Source organism: Bacillus sp. 11C (assembly GCF_055486375.1).
Genome location: NZ_JBUPVZ010000002.1, coordinates 16,850 through 30,051, shown reverse-complemented (window position 1 = coordinate 30,051; position 13,202 = coordinate 16,850). Strand labels below are relative to the sequence as shown.

17 protein-coding genes are annotated in these 13,202 nt (G+C 39.5%); 9 read left to right on the top strand and 8 right to left on the bottom strand.

Annotation, left to right across the window (positions count from 1 at the left end; all coding sequences use genetic code 11):
• Positions 1–260 precede the first annotated feature (260 nt).
• The 3 genes from ACY3LV_RS02760 to ACY3LV_RS02750 all read right to left on the bottom strand — a co-directional run bounded on the left by ACY3LV_RS02760 (position 261) and on the right by ACY3LV_RS02750 (position 2,611).
• Positions 261–935, bottom strand: a complete 675-nt coding sequence (locus ACY3LV_RS02760) for a hypothetical protein (RefSeq protein ID WP_333561145.1) — start codon at positions 933–935, stop codon at positions 261–263.
• A 604-nt stretch (positions 936–1,539) separates the two neighbouring features.
• Positions 1,540–1,671 carry an ester cyclase gene (locus ACY3LV_RS02755; RefSeq protein WP_252400958.1) on the bottom strand — a complete coding sequence of 44 codons (132 nt, stop codon included), beginning with the start codon at positions 1,669–1,671 and terminating at the stop codon, positions 1,540–1,542.
• Between the two features lie 178 nt (positions 1,672–1,849).
• Positions 1,850–2,611 carry an MBL fold metallo-hydrolase gene (locus ACY3LV_RS02750; protein WP_333561144.1) on the bottom strand — a complete coding sequence of 254 codons (762 nt, stop codon included), beginning with the start codon at positions 2,609–2,611 and terminating at the stop codon, positions 1,850–1,852.
• Between the two features lie 255 nt (positions 2,612–2,866).
• Between ACY3LV_RS02750 and ACY3LV_RS02745 the strand changes: the two genes are divergently transcribed.
• On the top strand, positions 2,867–3,277 hold the full coding sequence (locus ACY3LV_RS02745) for an Lrp/AsnC family transcriptional regulator (protein WP_333561143.1): 411 nt from the start codon (positions 2,867–2,869) through the stop codon (positions 3,275–3,277).
• Positions 3,278–3,424: 147 nt separating this feature from the next.
• Here ACY3LV_RS02745 and ACY3LV_RS02740 read toward each other — a convergent pair whose 3' ends face one another.
• Complete coding sequence (locus ACY3LV_RS02740; protein ID WP_333561142.1) at positions 3,425–4,288, bottom strand: DMT family transporter; 864 nt, start codon at positions 4,286–4,288, stop codon at positions 3,425–3,427.
• Between the two features lie 154 nt (positions 4,289–4,442).
• On the opposite strand from ACY3LV_RS02740, the gene pdxR reads away from it, so the two are divergent.
• From pdxR to ACY3LV_RS02705, 7 genes are all read left to right on the top strand, one after another.
• A complete protein-coding gene (gene pdxR, locus ACY3LV_RS02735) occupies positions 4,443–5,834 on the top strand; it encodes a MocR-like pyridoxine biosynthesis transcription factor PdxR (protein ID WP_333561141.1) in 1,392 nt (463 codons plus the stop codon).
• A gap of 30 nt (positions 5,835–5,864) precedes the next feature.
• The gene (locus ACY3LV_RS02730) at positions 5,865–6,044 is read left to right on the top strand and encodes a hypothetical protein (protein ID WP_148963086.1); all 180 of its coding nucleotides are present in this window, start codon (positions 5,865–5,867) and stop codon (positions 6,042–6,044) included.
• Between the two features lie 334 nt (positions 6,045–6,378).
• The gene (locus tag ACY3LV_RS02725; RefSeq protein ID WP_333561140.1) at positions 6,379–7,251 is read left to right on the top strand and encodes a YitT family protein; all 873 of its coding nucleotides are present in this window, start codon (positions 6,379–6,381) and stop codon (positions 7,249–7,251) included.
• 317 nt (positions 7,252–7,568) lie between these two features.
• The gene (locus tag ACY3LV_RS02720) at positions 7,569–7,883 is read left to right on the top strand and encodes an ArsR/SmtB family transcription factor (RefSeq protein ID WP_464863462.1); all 315 of its coding nucleotides are present in this window, start codon (positions 7,569–7,571) and stop codon (positions 7,881–7,883) included.
• 12 nt (positions 7,884–7,895) lie between these two features.
• Complete coding sequence (locus tag ACY3LV_RS02715) at positions 7,896–9,194, top strand: arsenic transporter (protein WP_464863363.1); 1,299 nt, start codon at positions 7,896–7,898, stop codon at positions 9,192–9,194.
• Positions 9,195–9,218: 24 nt separating this feature from the next.
• Positions 9,219–9,638, top strand: a complete 420-nt coding sequence (gene arsC / locus ACY3LV_RS02710) for an arsenate reductase (thioredoxin) (protein WP_464863362.1) — start codon at positions 9,219–9,221, stop codon at positions 9,636–9,638.
• Positions 9,639–9,837: 199 nt separating this feature from the next.
• On the top strand, positions 9,838–10,620 hold the full coding sequence (locus ACY3LV_RS02705) for a GNAT family N-acetyltransferase (protein ID WP_333561137.1): 783 nt from the start codon (positions 9,838–9,840) through the stop codon (positions 10,618–10,620).
• A gap of 126 nt (positions 10,621–10,746) precedes the next feature.
• Here ACY3LV_RS02705 and ACY3LV_RS02700 read toward each other — a convergent pair whose 3' ends face one another.
• Entirely contained in the window at positions 10,747–11,370 is a 624-nt protein-coding gene (locus ACY3LV_RS02700; RefSeq protein WP_464863361.1) for a flavin reductase family protein, read from the bottom strand.
• Positions 11,371–11,459: 89 nt separating this feature from the next.
• On the opposite strand from ACY3LV_RS02700, the gene ACY3LV_RS02695 reads away from it, so the two are divergent.
• On the top strand, positions 11,460–12,146 hold the full coding sequence (locus ACY3LV_RS02695) for an ArsR/SmtB family transcription factor (protein ID WP_464863360.1): 687 nt from the start codon (positions 11,460–11,462) through the stop codon (positions 12,144–12,146).
• A gap of 42 nt (positions 12,147–12,188) precedes the next feature.
• Here the strand turns inward: ACY3LV_RS02695 and ACY3LV_RS02690 are convergent, their stop codons facing one another.
• The 3 genes from ACY3LV_RS02690 to ACY3LV_RS02680 all read right to left on the bottom strand — a co-directional run bounded on the left by ACY3LV_RS02690 (position 12,189) and on the right by ACY3LV_RS02680 (position 13,064).
• Positions 12,189–12,632 carry a carboxymuconolactone decarboxylase family protein gene (locus ACY3LV_RS02690; protein WP_333561136.1) on the bottom strand — a complete coding sequence of 148 codons (444 nt, stop codon included), beginning with the start codon at positions 12,630–12,632 and terminating at the stop codon, positions 12,189–12,191.
• A gap of 88 nt (positions 12,633–12,720) precedes the next feature.
• Entirely contained in the window at positions 12,721–12,897 is a 177-nt protein-coding gene (locus ACY3LV_RS02685) for a hypothetical protein (protein ID WP_148963095.1), read from the bottom strand.
• Entirely contained in the window at positions 12,894–13,064 is a 171-nt protein-coding gene (locus ACY3LV_RS02680) for a hypothetical protein (protein ID WP_148963096.1), read from the bottom strand. Before ACY3LV_RS02680 ends, ACY3LV_RS02685 begins: the two co-directional genes overlap by 4 nt.
• Positions 13,065–13,202 lie beyond the last annotated feature (138 nt).

Below are 13,202 nucleotides of genomic sequence, written 5' to 3'. Positions count from 1 at the left end.
GCTATAAAATACTAATGCGACACCCAGTAATAATATGATCCAATGAAAAGTACCAGATAATTCAATGGTATTGCTCACCACATTTAGTATGCTTCCAACTGATAGCAGAACTAATAGAATAGGTGGATTTTTTAGCAAGTGATTTCACTCCAACCTTTATCCGAAACGAATATGCGATACTTTTTACCTCATTATCCATTATTTATAGTGATAGTTTGGATGAAAAAGCCCGCTATCCTGTTTAGATACATGATAACTGATTAATGAATCACCATGATGTCAATGAGTCGCTTGATTTTTTCATCGTCTCCTGTATCGACGTACACTGTTTTTTTATTTTTAATGATATTCTCAGTCACTTCCTGCATTACGCCTTGATCTAAATCATCAGCGGAATCCCAGCGTAAAGGGACATTGTATACATGAATCGTGCCATCTCCGTTACCATGGTAAGTGACTGATCCATCCACTAATCGAGAACCAGCTAACTGGATCACATCTTCTGGGTAGCTGGCACTGGTGTCATCATTAGGATTGATAGATTCGCCAGCCGAAATGTGCCGAACATTCAATTCATCTATCTCTTGATTAGGTCCAAGCTGCAGCCAAACACGGGCATATTCGATTTTTTCAGAAGAATACGCTGCCAATACATCGTCTTCTTTACCTTTCTCCTCATTTTTTGCTTTTTCTGATGAGGTGTCATCTGATTCAACTGTTGCGGATTCTTCTGATCCCGTTGTTGGCTCTGATTCATCTTTGCTTATTTTGTTGCTGTCTTCATTATCATTATGATCTTCGTCAGTTTGTGCAGCAGTATCATCATTTGAAGTTTGTTTTGATTCTACGTTCTTACTGCCCGCACACCCAGCAAGCAATAAAACGAGCAGCAGGAGGGCGGCATTGCCGTAAAATATCTTTCCGAGTTTCCTCATTCTTTCATTCCTCTCATCAACTAGGTTTCAGCTTCATGTAAAAGTTATGCCTCTAAATATTACCATGTAATAAATATGTTCGTTTGAAATTTGCTTAAAAGAAGAAACGTTTTTGGATCAATATTGTCCATGTTACGGAGTCATCGCAGGAAGTATTTTTGAGGATATGATCTCCTGTAATATGGATATATTGAATTCTATTTAAGGGGTGAAAGGACTTTGCAGAAAAAACATTTAAAACAGCTTGAGGAAAAGTTATTAAAATGAGAAGCAACGAAATCCTCTGAAGACTCTCCAAAACTTTGAAGTTCATACATTGGCTCCTAATGTTGCACTAGCTTCATATCAGATCATTGATGAAACAAGAAAACAACAAACATGGCGCAGCTCTATATGGAAGTTCCTTGATGAAAGATGGCAACTATTCTTTCATCAAGGAACAAAAACGAATTAAGGTTGGTTATAATACGAGTTGGATAGGTTAAATAAAAAAGAGACCAAGCATTGCTTGATCACTAAGTAAAATGATTTTCTTATTTCTCTCATTAGCTTTTAGGCAGTCACGCCAAGCTGACGGAGAATGTCATGCACATCAATTTTACCGTCAGAAATACGTAACAACATCATAAGAAAACGTAACGGATTTTCCCGTTGCAGGGACACCAGCAAATGGGGTTCCTGTATGTTTACTTTCAAATATAAAATAAACAGCTACAAGGTCGCCTTCAGCAATCATCGCTTGAATGGCATTTTAAAACCCGGGAAAGCATCAAAGTTTTTCTTTTCAGATTCTACTAAACCTTCTACACCTGGAAACGGTGTATCTAATGGCGGGTAGAATACAAAGTCTTTATGGCAGAAGTCTTTTAGGCATCGTACTTTTCTTGTGACCCCTCCTGTCCTTAAATAAACATTTAAAATGAATATGCTTCGCCATCATCAGGCACTAACACTTGAGAGAAGATTCCTTTTTCATGAATAAACGATTTTAATTCTTCTCTTGATAATCCCCAATGGTTTACAGCTTCCATGTGGCTCACGATGATTTTTGCGTTTGGAGCAGCCTTATACGTTTCATAGATATCTTCTTTACCCATGACGAGAGAACCGCCTTCATAGAATTGATTATCACCGCCGTTCACTACAATGATGTCCGGCTGATGTGTTCCAATCTCTTCTTGAACCGCATCATACCAGACTGTATCTCCAGCTACATATAATGTTTTCTCACTTTGGTGTTTGAACACAACGCCGCATACAAGGCCTGCGAGTTTTAAAATTTCTCCTCTTCCGTGTTCGCCTTTGGTTTTGCTTAATTGAATGCCTTCAAAGACTGTATCTTTTGTTAGTACTTCGACGTTTTTGAATCCGGCATTTCGTATTTCTGTTGCATCTTCTTCATTTTGGGAGAACAGCTTGATATCTTTTGGCAATAACTCTTTAGCTGCCTTATCCCAATGATCATCATGTAAATGAGTGACAATGACAGCATCAATATGATGAATAATATTGTCGACAGAAGTTGGCAATTCAACCAAAGGGTTGTTTTGATCCTGCCTTGGCGCATTTGGGAATGGAGGGTAAGCACCTTTCTCAGCTAACATTGGATCTATTAAAAACGTTTTGCCTGCATATTCGACAACAAGTGTAGCATTACGAATTTGTTGAATGTTCATGTATAAAACTCCTTTTCTTTAATATGCGTATAGTTTACATATAGCCGCTGAATAAATACATGGAACAAATCAAGTCTTTCTGTCGATTGACTTGATTTTTGAAAATATGTATTTTATTTTGGATTAATTGTCATTAAGGTAGAATCGGAGTACTTTAAAAGAAGCGAATTTTAAAGTTATATGCAGGACTGCACCTTTATAGAAAGATGATGAAACAGATGATTTTTTAATTGAATATTGAAGGGATTTGATTTCATGTTGGATCACACAGACATGCAAATATTAGAGGAGTTATCTAAAAATAGCCGTATCACGATGAAAGAATTAGGAGAAAAAGTTCATTTAACAGGGCAAGCAGCCGCCTCGAGGATTGCCAAATTAGAAGACAACGGTGTGATTGAGGGATATACCATTAAAGTGAACCAAGTGAAATTAGGGTGTTATATACATGCTTTGCTTAATATCTATACAAAAAGCACCCATCATCATCCATATCTGTCATTTATAAAAACACAAGGCAAATATGTCATCAATAATTATAAAATTAGCGGGGATGGCTGTTATCTTCTTGAATGCAAATTTCCATCTAATGAAACGCTAGATCAATTTTTAGTGGAATTAAACAAGCATGTCAATTATAAATTATCGATTGTGATTAACAAATAAAAGACCCTTTTCACTTTTATAGGGGCTAAGCGGGGATAACCCTGTGGGGGGGCAATTCCTCGGCCGCATGAGTGATACCAAGGGTTGCTGGCCCTTGGTATTTTTTATGCCTTCATGTATTTTTGAAGTTTACTCTAAAGGTCTGCCTTACTTTGCAAATCGCCGTGCAGCAGCCACGCACATGATAACGGCGATATTCACTGCCACGAGTGCCCAGCCGACTTTCTCGTGCAGAATCACTGAGGCAAGCAGCAGTCCAAAGAATGGCTGAAGAAGCTGCAACTGCCCAACCGCCGCAATTCCGCCTTGGGCGAGACCTCGATACCAGAAGACGAAGCCGATCAGCATACTGAATAAGGATACATAGGCAAGACTGAGCAGCGCTGGTACCCCGATGCTCGACCATGAGTCCGGTGTAAAAAAGAACGACAAAGGCAGCATAAGAGGAAGCGACAGAACGAGTGCCCAAGAGATCACCTGCCAGTTCCCCAGACGTCGAGAAAGCCTGGCGCCTTCTGCATAACCAAGCCCGCATACGATGATAGAAGCCAGCATGTACGCGTCGCCGAGCGGGGATGATCCTCCTCCTTGGATCAGAGCGAATCCCGCTACTAGTAAACTGCCAGCAGCTGAGAACATCCAGAAGACTGGCCGGGGACGTTCACCTCCGCGGAGTACGCCGAATACCGCTGTCGCAAGCGGAAGAAGCCCAAGGAAGACAATGGCATGTGCGGAGGTGACATACTGAAGTGCTAAGGCTGTCAGCAACGGGAAACCGATCACCACGCCGAATGCTACCACCAGTAGTGAAATGATGTCTCTTTTAGCAGGATTCTGCTGCCGGAAGATGAGAAGGAGGCCTCCAGCCAATATACCAGCTATCGCAGCACGGCATACGGTGAGGAACAATGGGGTGAAGTCCGCCACAGCCAAGCGGGTTGCTGGCAGTGAGCCGCTGAAAATGAGGACGCCTATAAAACCATTTATCCAGCCATTTGTTGTTTTGTTCATTGCAATCACTCCAAATATATGTCTTTTTAATGATCTGGATTTTCTTAACAAAACCAGCATCTAAGGATTACAATGACTATAAACTGGAATTGACCTTTCATAAACAGCCAGTTTTCATAAAAAAATGCATACCAGTTAGGAGAACAACGTGTAAATGGATATCACGCCTTTTTTAAATAGAAATCTGGATATTCCGCTTTATCAGCAGCTTTATCAGGATTTCAAAGAAAACATGCATCAGGGGCGTATTCAAAAAGGAATGAAGCTCCCTTCAAAAAGACTCTTGGCGAGTCAGCTATCCATCAGCCAAACGACTGTAGAACGTGCCTATGAACAACTTGCTGCTGAGGGCTATATCGTGAGCAGGCCAAGAAGCGGGTGGTTTGCTGATTATTGCGATTCTGATTTTGCCTATCGTAAAATGCCGCGAACATTACCCATTCAACAAAAAGAGCAGGAACATAAAGAGTGGATTGATTTTCACTATGGAAATGTAGATTCTTCTTACTTTCCTTTTTCGGCATGGCGAAAAAGCATGGTCAATAGTTTAGACCAATATGGACACGAGCTTTATCGGCCGGGACAGGTTATAGGAGAGTTTGAGCTGAGGACGCTCATTGCAGAGTACCTGTATCAATCACGGGGTGTTCATTGTGTCCCTGAACAAGTGATTATAGGAGCCGGGAACCCTATCCTTCTCCAAATCTTGTGTCAAGTTTTTGATCAGAATATTTTCATAGGATATGAGGATCCGGGTTATCCGAGAGCACGCGAGATTTTCGAAGCCAATCGTATGAATATCCTTCCTATACCAGTCGATAATGAAGGAATTTGTATACAGACGATCAAAGAACATCAGCCAAATCTTGTGTATGTCACGCCTTCTCACCAATATACGCTTGGAACCATTATGACGATTAACAGAAGAATTCAGCTCCTTAAATGGGCTGCTGAGAATCAGTCATTTATCATAGAGGATGATTATGATGGGGAGTTTAGATACACCGGACAGCCGGTCCCATCCTTACAAGGGCTTGACCAGCATAACCGTGTCATTTATATGGGCACTTTTTCTAAGTCTCTTCTTCCCTCGCTGCGTATCAGCTATATGATTCTTCCTTCGTCTCTTTTAAAAAAAGGCCATGAAATCGCGTCTTTATATAAGCAAACGGTGTCCTGCCACAGTCAGCTCACGCTAGCTGACTTTATAAAAAGTGGAGAGTGGCAAAAACACATCAACAGAATGAGAAAGCTTTACCGGAAAAAAAGAGCCATTTTACTAGAGACTGTGCAAAGAGAATTAGGAGAGCATGTCAGGATTCGCGGAGAAAACTCTGGACTTCGCATCTTACTTGACGTTTATTTGCCATTTAGCGAAAAAGAGTTAATTGAGAAGGCGAAGGAACATGGAGTGAAAATTTATCCTGTAACTCCTTCTTATCAAAATCATCCCCCTGCTAAAAGGGTGTCGCTTGGATTTGCAGGGGTTCCCGAATTGAACATACAAGAAGGTATAAAAAAACTGAAAGCTGCCTGGAAGATATGAGAGCTTTCAGCTTTTCCATTCAGGAGGAATGTGAATGTAGCATACCAATTCACACTGCTGCTTGAAGGAACCGCTTCTATGACCACATTGATAGGTCCTGAAAAAGCAACGGAATACTCTATTGCGATGGCTCGGACAATCATTCCGCATATTTCATCATGTTTTTCACTGAATATGTCGATTGTCCATTCCGCTCGGCCATATGGATGATACCGAGGAATTTACTTTTTTCGTGCGTTTTAATATGTAGTTTAACAAACTTCCTAACATGCAAGACACGATTTGGATATGAATCAACCGAGCTACAACAGATTATTGGTGGCTGCCAAGTTACTCATAAAAGATGGATTGAGACATAGATCTCAACTGGCTCATCAGGTGAATTGAATGTTCTTAATCACAAAGGTTATCTTTATGAAATAGAGTGGTATCAGCAGCCTGCTTACAGAAATGATTGACGAATACTTTTAAAAGCATGTTTTTAGCCAGAAAAATCTATTATGGTATAGTTTAAATATAAAAAATATTTGAAATGAGGAATGGTATGAATACAAACGAAAAACATAAGAAATTTAAAGCGAAAATCATCCTGCAAGTCATCATGGTCATAATCGGAGGAATCATAGCGGCATATGGACTGGAAACGGTACTCATTCCAAACAGCGTATCTGATGGAGGGGTGACAGGCCTCAGCATTGTTGGGTCACAGCTATTCAATTTACCGCTGGGGATTCTGATTGTTGCTATTAACATTCCGTTTGTCTGGTTAGGATATAAGCAAATTGGAAAACGCTTTGCGTTATTATCAATTATCGGAATCGCATCACTTGCCGCGGGTACAAGTTTTATGCACCACACTCCAGCCATCATCGAAGGGGATACTTTGTTGATAACCGTTGTCGGCGGGATTATCCTTGGATTCGGAATGGGGTTGGCGCTGCGTAATGGCGGCGCATTAGATGGAATTGATATGCTTGCTGTGCTGTTATCCCGAAAACTGCCATTCGGAACGAGCGATCTCATTTTATTCTTAAACCTTTTTGTGTTTATTTTTGTTTCCACCGTATTTGGTTTGCAAGGAGCATTGCTTTCAGTCATTGCTTACTACATTGCATCCAAAGTCATTCATGTCGTGGAGGAAGGCTTAAGCGGTTCTAAAATGTTTCAAATTATTACAACCCAACCTGAATTGATGGTAGAGACCATACGTGATCAATTAGGCCGAAGCGCCACATATAAAGAAGCTTACGGGGGTTTTTCCCATGAGAAATTCAAAGAAATCACATGTGTCATCAACCGCTTAGAAGAAACCAAACTAAAGGAAATTATTAATGAAATTGATAAAACCGCCTTTGTTACCGTATATGACGTAGCTGAAGTGAAGGGCAGCAATTTTAGAAGGGTCAATCATCATTAGAAAAAAGAGTGACGAATGGCAAAACAGCCATCATATGTTTTGACGAGCCTTATGAAGCTGTTTGCTCATGATTTGTTGAAATCCTGTTCCCATCAAGCAGGATTTTTTCTTGTTTAGGTAAATATAAACGATTGATTATATAAGTGAAAACTTATATAATGACGTTGTGAAAAACTTAATGTTCATTTTTATGTACGGATAGTGCCTCTTTTTTATTGGGGTGTCTGATCACTGGGCCAATATATTATGATTTCATTATATATTGGGTTAAAGGAGGAGTTCATTTGACTGTTGATACAAAAATAGGAGTTGCAGCAATGACTAGCTGTTTAAAAATACTTAGTGATCAAACAAGGCTGATGATGATGAAATTATTTTTTGAAAAAGAATATTGTGTCTGTCAATTGGTTGATATGTTCGACATGAGTCAGCCAGCCATAAGCCAGCATTTGCGAAAATTAAAAAACGCAGGATTTGTGAACGAGGACAGAAGAGGGCAATGGCGGTACTATTCAATCAATCAATCATGCCCCGAGTTTGATACATTGCAATTGATTTTGCATCAAATCGATCAGGAGGACGAATTGTTACTGCACATCAAACAAAGGGAAACTCAAGCGTCTTGCCAATAAGGAGGTATTAGATTGACTTCAGTCATTTTGGCGTTATCCATATTTTTATTAACTTTAGTATTGGTCATATGGCAGCCGAGAAACTTGTCTATCGGGTGGTCAGCCTGTGGAGGAGCTGTTTTGGCTCTAATAGCCGGAGTTGTCAATTTTCATGATGTGTTAACTGTGACAGGTATTGTTTGGAATGCGACATTGGCTTTTGTGGCCATCATTATTATCTCGTTAATCCTTGATAACATCGGTTTCTTTGAATGGGCAGCGCTTCATATGGCAAAGGCTGCAAAAGGAAACGGTGTGCGCATGTTCATTTATGTATCTATATTAGGAGCTATCGTCGCCGCATTATTTGCAAACGACGGTGCGGCCCTTATATTGACACCGATTGTATTAGCGATGGTCAGAGCATTACATTTCAATGAAAAATTAGTTTTTCCTTTTATCATTGCCAGCGGGTTTATTGCAGATACGACTTCGCTTCCGTTAGTTGTGAGCAATTTGGTCAACATCGTTTCAGCGGACTATTTTGATATTACGTTTATTGATTATGCATCCAGAATGATTGTCCCTAACTTGTTCTCGTTATTGGCGAGTATCATTGTACTTTACCTTTTCTTCAGAAAAAGCATACCAAAACGTTATGATCTGACTGAGGTTAAAAAACCTGCAGAAGCAATAAAAGACCAAAAGATGTTCAAACTATCATGGTATATCTTAGGACTGTTGTTAATTGGATACTTTGCCAGCGAATTTTTATCTATCCCTGTATCAGTGGTAGCGGGCATCATTGCCATCTTTTTCTTAATTGCTGCACAAAAGAGCCCAGCCGTTCATACAAAAAAAGTGCTGAAAGGAGCGCCTTGGGCTATCGTGTTCTTTTCGATTGGCATGTACGTTGTTGTATACGGTGTCCGTAATGCTGGGCTGACAGATGTCCTTTCAGATGTGATTCAAGCCGTGGCTGACCAAGGGTTGTTTGCGGGTACGATTGGAATGGGCTTTATCGCGGCGATTCTTTCTTCTGTTATGAACAACATGCCGACTGTCATGATTGATGCATTGGCTATTGCCGGCACAGATACACATGGGATGATGAGAGAAGCGCTCATATATGCAAATGTCATCGGTTCAGATTTAGGGCCTAAAATAACGCCGATTGGTTCCTTGGCGACACTATTATGGCTTCATGTCCTTTCACAAAAAGGTGTGAAGATTTCCTGGGGCACGTATTTTAAAACAGGAATCATTCTGACAATCCCAACATTATTTATTACACTTGTCGGCCTGTATATTTGGCTGATGATCATCCATTAATGTTTCAAAAAGGAGAAGGTTAACATGTCAAAGAAAACAATTTACTTTTTATGCACCGGAAACTCCTGCCGCAGTCAAATGGCTGAAGGGTGGGGGAAAAAATACCTTGGAGACAAGTGGAACGTGTACAGCGCAGGAATCGAAGCTCATGGATTAAATCCTAATGCTGTCAAAGCGATGAAAGAAGCAGGGATTGATATTTCCAATCAAACCTCGGATATGATTGATCCGAACATTTTAAACAAGGCTGATTTGGTTGTTACTCTCTGTGGTGATGCAGCTGACAAATGTCCAATGACGCCTCCGCATGTAAAACGTGTGCATTGGGGATTTGATGATCCGGCAAAAGCACAAGGAACACATGAAGAAAAGTGGGCGTTTTTCCAAAGAGTCCGTGATGAAATTGGAGACCGCTTAAAACAGTTTGCTGAAACTGGGGAATAAAATAGATATACTCAGCGTGTAATGAAAAAATGAAAAACAGGTGTCTGCGAGCTGAATGCAGACACCTGTTTTTTGGTTTAACTTGACTGTGATCCGTGAACTGTCCGCTTTAAAAGGAAAGTTATTTAGCTTGTGAAAGAGGAAAATTGATTTTTAAACAGAATCATGAAGGAGACGCTGTTTTAAAGGAGTTGTCAGTTTGCAGGAGTTAACAAAAGAAAAATATAAAGGCTTAAAAACAAGGTTTCATGAAAAAGTTTGCCCAACATTTGTCTATTCAATATTAGAACAAACGATTCCGGGAGTTGTTTATGTAGATGACCACAACTTCCCTAAATCATTTTTGATAGGGACTGAATCAGGAATTTACTTTATTGCGGGAGAAGAGGGGAATCAAGATTTTAATGATTTCATTGCTGAATATTATGAAAAACAAGCGAAATCAACAAAAAGATTTACCTTGTTTAGTTCTAGCGATACATGGGACAGAGTAATGAAAACAATCCTGAAAGACGAATTGAATCAAATGAAAAGAGTCGCATTTTCTTTTCAGCAAAAACCGTCTATAACGGAATTACAACTTCCAAAGGGGTTTGTATTAAAAAAGATAGACGAAGACATCATCTCAAACAGCACGGAATTTAACAAAGCATATTATGAGGAGTACTGGGGTTCTGTTTCACATTTTTCTTCAAAAGGTTTTGGATTTGCCGTATTACATGGCAATCATGTTGTTAGTGAGTGTACCTCTATATTTTTAGGTCATAATCGTGCAGAAATGGATATCTATACACTTGAAGATTACAGAGGCATGGGTTTAGCTTATGGTGTGGGAAGTGAGTTTATAAAATATGGTCTGAAACATGGGATTATTCCTAGTTGGGATTGTGATGTTTGCAATAATTCGTCCATTACACTAGCAGCTAAATTAGGCTTTAAGAAAATAATCGAATACTCTATTTTTTATTCTGGAAAATCGTGATGAAGAAGAACTAAAATGAAGTGCACCCCATGAGGGTCTATGAATGCGTTGTGCGGTAAAAAGGATAATTCCATAGATACCAAAATAGACCAAGTCACAAGCTTGGTCTATAAACGTTAAAAAGGGTCATGTTTCTGAACGAAAGGTTTTTCCTATTTCTCTTCCTAATCCAAAATAATGTCTGAAATTATAGATAAGGGGACTCCATTTTGAAGGGTCGATATGATTTTCGTTCAATATGATACTTTCCTCGGCGTGAAAATGTAATGCTTGCGTCTCTACAATCGCAAATGATGGGTCATATTCAGGAATCCGAATATGCTTGACTTCGGCTTCAATTTGAATCGGGCATTCTTTAATGCGTGTTGGTGAAACTGTTTTTGATTGTAAAGGTGTTAACCCTGCTGATTCGTATTTTTCTTTTTGATATGTAAACCCGAGCTGTTTCTTCAAATGCGGTATATCCTTTTTTCCGCTATAAGATGAAATTCTTTCAACATTTTCCCATAATTCCGGGCCAGGCAAGTTTATGACACATTCTTTGTGTCTATCTAAGTTTTCAATGGCTTTTCCCCCTAGGCCTACTCCAAGGACAATATAGTTTCCGAGAGCCCAAGAAGAAGACATAGGACTAATATTAGTGGTACCATCCTCATTCAATGTCGTAAGCAGAAATGTTGAGGTGCCATAATACATGATTTTTGGTTTGATTTCTTTAAAATGAAGAGTGTCTTGTTTTTCAATGTCCAACGCTTATTCCTCCTTGTCATCATGACATTCATATTGTAAAGGTTTAACATTTCAACTATCATCGAAATATGAATGTAAGGAGGAAAAACATGAATCCTAATATCGCAAAAATCTCTGCATTGTTATCTGATCCCTCGCGTTCTGCCATTCTACTCACCCTAATGGATGGAAGGATACACCCTGCGGGAGAGCTTGCATATCTCGCTAACATTAAACCTCAAACCGCAAGTTTTCACCTGAAAAAATTGCTTGAAGAAGAGCTGATCAGCGTAGAGAAGCATGGAAGACATAGGTATTACAGATTGTCTGACTCAGATGCAGCAAACGTGATTGAGCAATTGCTTCTGATTGCCCCTAAAGCCAAAGTCACATCTTTAAAAGATTCAAAAGAGAAAAGTGACTTGCATTTCGCCCGCACCTGTTATGATCATTTGGCAGGTTATGTGGGCGTGCAAATCACTCATTCACTGGTTGAGCAGGGGATGTTAAAAAAAGCCGATTTAGACTTTGAGGTGACTTCAGAGGGGTCTTTGTTCTTTTCAAATTTAGGCATCAACGAAGAGCAGCAGCGAAACAAGAGGAGAGCATTTGCACGCTGCTGTTTGGATTGGAGTGAGCGGCAGCATCATATTGCAGGAGCGTTAGGAAACGCTCTATTGCTGCGCATGCTAGAAGAAGAATGGATCGTTCGTATGCCGAAAACGAGAGCCATTAGGGTTACACCAAGCGGGAAAACCGCATTTGAGAAGTACTTTAAAGTGAATATTAGAGAATGAGAAAAAAGGAGTAAGATTCATTATAAGTCTTACTCCTTCTTATTATCTTGAAGTTGCTTGATTCCCCATTGCAATTGAAATTCGATTCCAACTGTTTATTTGATTGATGATGAGAACAAGGTCAACATATTGCTTTTCATCATAATGTTCCCGCACTCGATCATATAACTCATCAGGAACCCTTTTAGAAGAAATGAGCGTGATGTGTTCAGATAGTTCAAGCGCTGCTTTCTCTGCAGGTGAATAAAAATCACATTCACTCCAAGCATGTAAACAGTAGATTCGCTGTTCAGTTTCGCCCATTTTGCGAGCATCGGAAGTATGCATATCTATGCAGAAAGCACAGCCGTTTAACTGAGAAACCCTAATTTTAATTAGCTCTCTCGTAGTTCGGTTAATTGAAGATTGTTTCGTATATTTCTCCATATCCATCATTATTTTCATAGCTTCAGGTGCAGCATCATAATAAGACACTCTTTGACTCATAAGGCAAGACTCCTTTCCTTAAGATACATAAATTGTATCCCGACATTGATCATTTTACCAATGTGCAGTTTGTATGGCGGCTATTTCATTATCTTTTGGCAAGAAGCTGCTTTGAATAAAAGTAAGGATAGCCAACAATGATGAGTGGAGCTGCTAATGCAAGGAGTATCCATGAGCCTGAATGACTGTCTCTACTAACTCCAATGAATATACAAGTACCGATGAGAAAATATAATAAAGCACCTAAAAACCAATACATATTCATTCCTCTTTTTCTTTACACGGTCTCTTGGATTGAGCATTTTTGTTTGTATGCTTGTCTGTTTTTTCGTTCACCTTGCTTAATTGATCAAGGCACTGATTTTTTAACACTTTCTCAGTTCGGATGCCTTTTCTTTTTAATGATAAAATAGTGAGATCAAGTGATTTCAATAATGATCATTCCTTCAATGAATAGTGAGTTCTTTATTATTTTAAATGTACATTTGAAAAGATAAAACGTACATAAAGGCAGAACGCTTATGTACGTTTGGGCAATGATCATATGCTGGGAACATCTAATGGTGCAGT

Coding starts and splice junctions, on each gene's coding strand:
- ACY3LV_RS02760 (WP_333561145.1), bottom strand. CDS start 935: ATGAGGAAACTCGGAAAGATATTTTACGGCAATGCCGCCCTCCTGCTG.
- ACY3LV_RS02755 (WP_252400958.1), bottom strand. CDS start 1,671: ATGATTGCTGAAGGCGACCTTGTAGCTGTTTATTTTATATTTGAAAGT.
- ACY3LV_RS02750 (WP_333561144.1), bottom strand. CDS start 2,611: ATGAACATTCAACAAATTCGTAATGCTACACTTGTTGTCGAATATGCA.
- ACY3LV_RS02745 (WP_333561143.1), top strand. CDS start 2,867: ATGTTGGATCACACAGACATGCAAATATTAGAGGAGTTATCTAAAAAT.
- ACY3LV_RS02740 (WP_333561142.1), bottom strand. CDS start 4,288: ATGAACAAAACAACAAATGGCTGGATAAATGGTTTTATAGGCGTCCTC.
- pdxR (WP_333561141.1), top strand. CDS start 4,443: ATGGATATCACGCCTTTTTTAAATAGAAATCTGGATATTCCGCTTTAT.
- ACY3LV_RS02725 (WP_333561140.1), top strand. CDS start 6,379: ATGAATACAAACGAAAAACATAAGAAATTTAAAGCGAAAATCATCCTG.
- ACY3LV_RS02720 (WP_464863462.1), top strand. CDS start 7,569: ATGACTAGCTGTTTAAAAATACTTAGTGATCAAACAAGGCTGATGATG.
- arsC (WP_464863362.1), top strand. CDS start 9,219: ATGTCAAAGAAAACAATTTACTTTTTATGCACCGGAAACTCCTGCCGC.
- ACY3LV_RS02695 (WP_464863360.1), top strand. CDS start 11,460: ATGAATCCTAATATCGCAAAAATCTCTGCATTGTTATCTGATCCCTCG.
- ACY3LV_RS02690 (WP_333561136.1), bottom strand. CDS start 12,632: ATGAGTCAAAGAGTGTCTTATTATGATGCTGCACCTGAAGCTATGAAA.
- ACY3LV_RS02685 (WP_148963095.1), bottom strand. CDS start 12,897: ATGAATATGTATTGGTTTTTAGGTGCTTTATTATATTTTCTCATCGGT.